Below are 3904 nucleotides of genomic sequence, written 5' to 3'. Positions count from 1 at the left end.
ATCGGGTAGCCGGAGGTGTCTAGCCTCCAGCCCCCACACCACCCTGCATGCGGCTCCGCACAGGGCGGTTCATTTAGAACCCTAACCCATTTTCTGGGAAGGATAATGAACTGCGATCCATCCATCTCTTAGTGAATATAAACCTGCTTTCTTCAAATACTCATTACTCAACGCTTGCTGTATCCCTGCCGTTTTCGAGCTTCTCCACGGCCCTTTGCTTGTGATGCCGCAATAAACCGCTGTTTGAACTTTGACTCCTCGCTTTAGTAGGTTTTGCACCTTCGTTCGGGGCTTGCGCCACTGTCGCCAGTAACACATCCGAACTCGGCGGCGGATCCATTGATCAAGTTCGACACAGGCCTGATAGGCATTGGCAATACCAAAATAGTTGATCCAACCTTGCAGGTATTGCCGTAGTTTAAATAATTGATAACCCATACTGACGCCCCAATTTCGGTTTGTGAGTCGTCTTACCTTCTGTTTTAAAATACGTACCGTCTTTGCATCCCACTGGATCTGACCGCGGCTAAAGGTGAAACCAAGGAACTGGCTTTGACTCACCTTGACCACTTGGCTTTTCCGCTCATTGACGACCAATTTTAACTTTGTGGCGAGATAATGGGTCACGCTCTTTAGCACACGGACTCCCGCTCGTTGAGACCTCACTAGAATGATGAAGTCGTCTGCGTAACGGACGAATTTATGCCCTCTCTTTTCCAACTCTTTATCCAGACTATCCAACATAATGTTAGATAGTAATGGAGAGAGTGGACCACCTTGAGGTACACCTTCCGAGCTTGCTTCAAAGTGCTCGTTGACCATCACACCGGCACGAAGATATTTACCAATAAGCGTCAATAGACGCTTATCCTGTACCTTTTTCCTCAGCTGAGTCATCAAGAAATCATGATTCACTCGGTCAAAGAATTTAGACAGGTCAACATCGACAGCAAATGTTCGCTTCTGTTTGATGATATCTCGTACTTGCAGCACCGCTTGTTTCGCATTTCTATTCGGCCTAAAGCCAAAACTGTTAGTCGAAAAGAAAGGGTCAAACAACGGGGTGAGTATTTGAGCAATGGCTTGTTGTATCACTCGATCAATAACGGTAGGGATCCCTAGTTTGCGTTTACCGCCATCGGGTTTATCAATCTCTACACGTCTGACCGGTGAAGGGTGATATTCACCGCGCTCTAGTTGAGATTTACATTGTTGCCAGCCCCCTTGTTGTAGCCAAAGCGGGAAGGCGTCGATGGTCATGCCGTCGATACCAGCCGCACCTTTGTTGGCTTTAACTTGGCGCCATGCTTGCTGTAAATTTTCCGGTCTGAGCAATTGAGTGAATAGATCGTTGTTGAAGGATGGTTGCCTATCATTACGCTGTTGATAGTAATCGCCTGTCGGCGTAGTGGGTATCGACAAGTTTGACAAGACTCCTCCTTCTTCTAAATGTTTAGGCCTTCACCTTGTCCCAACCATTACGATGGGCATTTGGCTACTATGCCGTCTGCTGACTTCTGCTTAATCACTTAACGAGTTGCCTCGTAAAGCGCTATCGTTGTTCATCGGTTTCGCTCGCGTGAGTTGATGATGCTCATGCGCCAGGCCTGTTGAACCAGAGGCCAATCTGGTTAGGTTAACAATCGCTTGTTAAGCAGATCTCCCCAGATAAGGACATGGACTTTCACTGCACAACTGCATCATTTACGGTGATCATTAAATCACTTGGCTTCGTCGTCTTGTGCCAACTCGCCTCTGACCTACGCCTCATATGATGTTCTTGTTCATCAGCTCGCAGTTTTGCTTGCGGCTTCCTTCAGACCATTCCTCGCGGAAAAGCCCTTGCCATTCGCTAGTAGTTAACATTTAATATCAACGAGTTGAGAATTAAATGGTGATTTTCCTACAGAGGACTTTCACCTCATTAGTTCATGCCCATGCTGGGCGTACATCGGGTAGCCGGAGGTGTCTAGCCTCCAGCCCCCACACCACCCTGCATGCGGCTCCGCACAGGGCGGTTCATTTAGAACCCTAACCCATTTTCTGGGAAGGATAATGAACTGCGATCCATCCATCTCTTAGTGAATATAAACCTGCTTTCTTCAAATACTCATTACTCAACGCTTGCTGTATCCCTGCCGTTTTCGAGCTTCTCCACGGCCCTTTGCTTGTGATGCCGCAATAAACCGCTGTTTGAACTTTGACTCCTCGCTTTAGTAGGTTTTGCACCTTCGTTCGGGGCTTGCGCCACTGTCGCCAGTAACACATCCGAACTCGGCGGCGGATCCATTGATCAAGTTCGACACAGGCCTGATAGGCATTGGCAATACCAAAATAGTTGATCCAACCTTGCAGGTATTGCCGTAGTTTAAATAATTGATAACCCATACTGACGCCCCAATTTCGGTTTGTGAGTCGTCTTACCTTCTGTTTTAAAATACGTACCGTCTTTGCATCCCACTGGATCTGACCGCGGCTAAAGGTGAAACCAAGGAACTGGCTTTGACTCACCTTGACCACTTGGCTTTTCCGCTCATTGACGACCAATTTTAACTTTGTGGCGAGATAATGGGTCACGCTCTTTAGCACACGGACTCCCGCTCGTTGAGACCTCACTAGAATGATGAAGTCGTCTGCGTAACGGACGAATTTATGCCCTCTCTTTTCCAACTCTTTATCCAGACTATCCAACATAATGTTAGATAGTAATGGAGAGAGTGGACCACCTTGAGGTACACCTTCCGAGCTTGCTTCAAAGTGCTCGTTGACCATCACACCGGCACGAAGATATTTACCAATAAGCGTCAATAGACGCTTATCCTGTACCTTTTTCCTCAGCTGAGTCATCAAGAAATCATGATTCACTCGGTCAAAGAATTTAGACAGGTCAACATCGACAGCAAATGTTCGCTTCTGTTTGATGATATCTCGTACTTGCAGCACCGCTTGTTTCGCATTTCTATTCGGCCTAAAGCCAAAACTGTTAGTCGAAAAGAAAGGGTCAAACAACGGGGTGAGTATTTGAGCAATGGCTTGTTGTATCACTCGATCAATAACGGTAGGGATCCCTAGTTTGCGTTTACCGCCATCGGGTTTATCAATCTCTACACGTCTGACCGGTGAAGGGTGATATTCACCGCGCTCTAGTTGAGATTTACATTGTTGCCAGCCCCCTTGTTGTAGCCAAAGCGGGAAGGCGTCGATGGTCATGCCGTCGATACCAGCCGCACCTTTGTTGGCTTTAACTTGGCGCCATGCTTGCTGTAAATTTTCCGGTCTGAGCAATTGAGTGAATAGATCGTTGTTGAAGGATGGTTGCCTATCATTACGCTGTTGATAGTAATCGCCTGTCGGCGTAGTGGGTATCGACAAGTTTGACAAGACTCCTCCTTCTTCTAAATGTTTAGGCCTTCACCTTGTCCCAACCATTACGATGGGCATTTGGCTACTATGCCGTCTGCTGACTTCTGCTTAATCACTTAACGAGTTGCCTCGTAAAGCGCTATCGTTGTTCATCGGTTTCGCTCGCGTGAGTTGATGATGCTCATGCGCCAGGCCTGTTGAACCAGAGGCCAATCTGGTTAGGTTAACAATCGCTTGTTAAGCAGATCTCCCCAGATAAGGACATGGACTTTCACTGCACAACTGCATCATTTACGGTGATCATTAAATCACTTGGCTTCGTCGTCTTGTGCCAACTCGCCTCTGACCTACGCCTCATATGATGTTCTTGTTCATCAGCTCGCAGTTTTGCTTGCGGCTTCCTTCAGACCATTCCTCGCGGAAAAGCCCTTGCCATTCGCTAGTAGTTAACATTTAATATCAACGAGTTGAGAATTAAATGGTGATTTTCCTACAGAGGACTTTCACCTCATTAGTTCATGCCCATGCTGGGCGTACACAA

2 protein-coding genes are annotated in these 3904 nt (G+C 47.2%); both read right to left on the bottom strand.

The window, feature by feature from the left end:
• Nucleotides 1-81 precede the first annotated feature (81 nt).
• Nucleotides 82-1431 (bottom strand): group II intron reverse transcriptase/maturase, encoded by a 1350-nt coding sequence (gene ltrA, locus OQJ86_RS26030; RefSeq protein ID WP_265992162.1) that lies wholly within the window; start codon nucleotides 1429-1431, stop codon nucleotides 82-84.
• 600 nt (nucleotides 1432-2031) lie between these two features.
• Nucleotides 2032-3381, bottom strand: a complete 1350-nt coding sequence (gene ltrA / locus OQJ86_RS26025) for a group II intron reverse transcriptase/maturase (RefSeq protein WP_265992162.1) — start codon at nucleotides 3379-3381, stop codon at nucleotides 2032-2034.
• Nucleotides 3382-3904: the final 523 nt, after the last annotated feature.

The organism is Vibrio sp. Sgm 5 (genome assembly GCF_026241575.1).
Taxonomy (GTDB): domain Bacteria; phylum Pseudomonadota; class Gammaproteobacteria; order Enterobacterales; family Vibrionaceae; genus Vibrio; species Vibrio jasicida.
Note: the sequence above shows the minus strand (reverse complement) of the source record. Positions and strands in the feature narration are given on the sequence as shown.